The organism is Deltaproteobacteria bacterium (assembly GCA_009930495.1).
Taxonomy (GTDB): domain Bacteria; phylum Desulfobacterota; class Desulfovibrionia; order Desulfovibrionales; family Desulfomicrobiaceae; genus Desulfomicrobium.
This window is the reverse complement of record RZYB01000482.1, coordinates 1-1037: the sequence shown is the minus strand read 5'-3', so window position 1 is coordinate 1037 and position 1037 is coordinate 1. Positions and strand designations below refer to the sequence as shown.

Annotated in this window: 1 protein-coding gene; it reads left to right on the top strand. The window is 68.2% G+C overall.

The features are described 5' to 3' along the window. A partial coding sequence (locus EOL86_15630) for an adenylate/guanylate cyclase domain-containing protein (GenBank protein NCD27001.1) occupies positions 1–1037 on the top strand: 1037 nt, incomplete at both ends.

Below are 1037 nucleotides of genomic sequence, written 5' to 3'. Positions count from 1 at the left end.
CTGTTCGGCTTTTCCGCGCCCGGCCTGTTCGATCTGCGGCCCGCGCCCATTTCCGGGGTCTATTCCGGGGTCGAGATCCACGCCCAGACCCTGGGCAACATCCTGGCCGGGGATTTTCTACGCGACGCGCCCCTGGCCGCCAGTTTGGCCCTGACCGTGGCCGTGGCCCTGGGCGCGGCCCTGTGCTGTTCCCTGGGCGCGAGCACCCTTTCGGCCCTGGGCTCCGTGGTCGTTTTTTTACCCCTGCCCGTGGCCGCGAGCTGCGGGGCCTATCTGGCCGGGTACAACGCGCCCCTGCTCCTCCCGGAAGCGGCCACCGTCCTGGCCCTGGGCGCGTCCATCCTGCTGGGCTACGCCACCGAGGGCCGTCAGAAGCGGTTCATCAAGTCGGCCTTCAAGCAGTATCTGAGCCCGGTGGTCATCGAGGAATTGCTGCGTCATCCGGAGCGGATGCGCCTGGGCGGGGAGCGCCGCGTGCTGTCCATTTTTTTCTCGGACCTGCAGGGCTTCACCAGCCTGTCCGAAGGCCTGTCCCCGGAGGAACTGACCCAGCTCCTGAACGAGTACCTCACGGCCATGACCGACATCATCATGGATGAGGGCGGAACCGTGGACAAATACGAGGGCGACGCCATCATCGCCTTCTGGAACGCGCCCCTGGACCAGCCCGACCACGCCAGCCGGGCCCTGCGCGCGGCCCTGCGCTGCCAGGACAAGCTGGCCGAACTGCGTCCGGCCTTCCGCGCGCGCGTCGGCCATGACCTGTTCATGCGCATCGGCCTCAACACCGGCCCGGCCGTGGTCGGCAACATGGGCTCCCACGCGCGCTTCGACTACACCATGCTCGGTGACGCCGTGAACCTGGCCGCCCGCCTGGAAGGCATCAACAAACAGTTCGGGACCTACACCATGGTCTCCCAAGCCGTGCTGGACGCCACGGACGGCACGTTCGCGGCCCGCGAACTGGGCCGGGTGGTCGTGGTCGGCCGGACCGAGCCGGTAACGGTGTTCGAACCCATGTGGCCACGGGAGCGGGA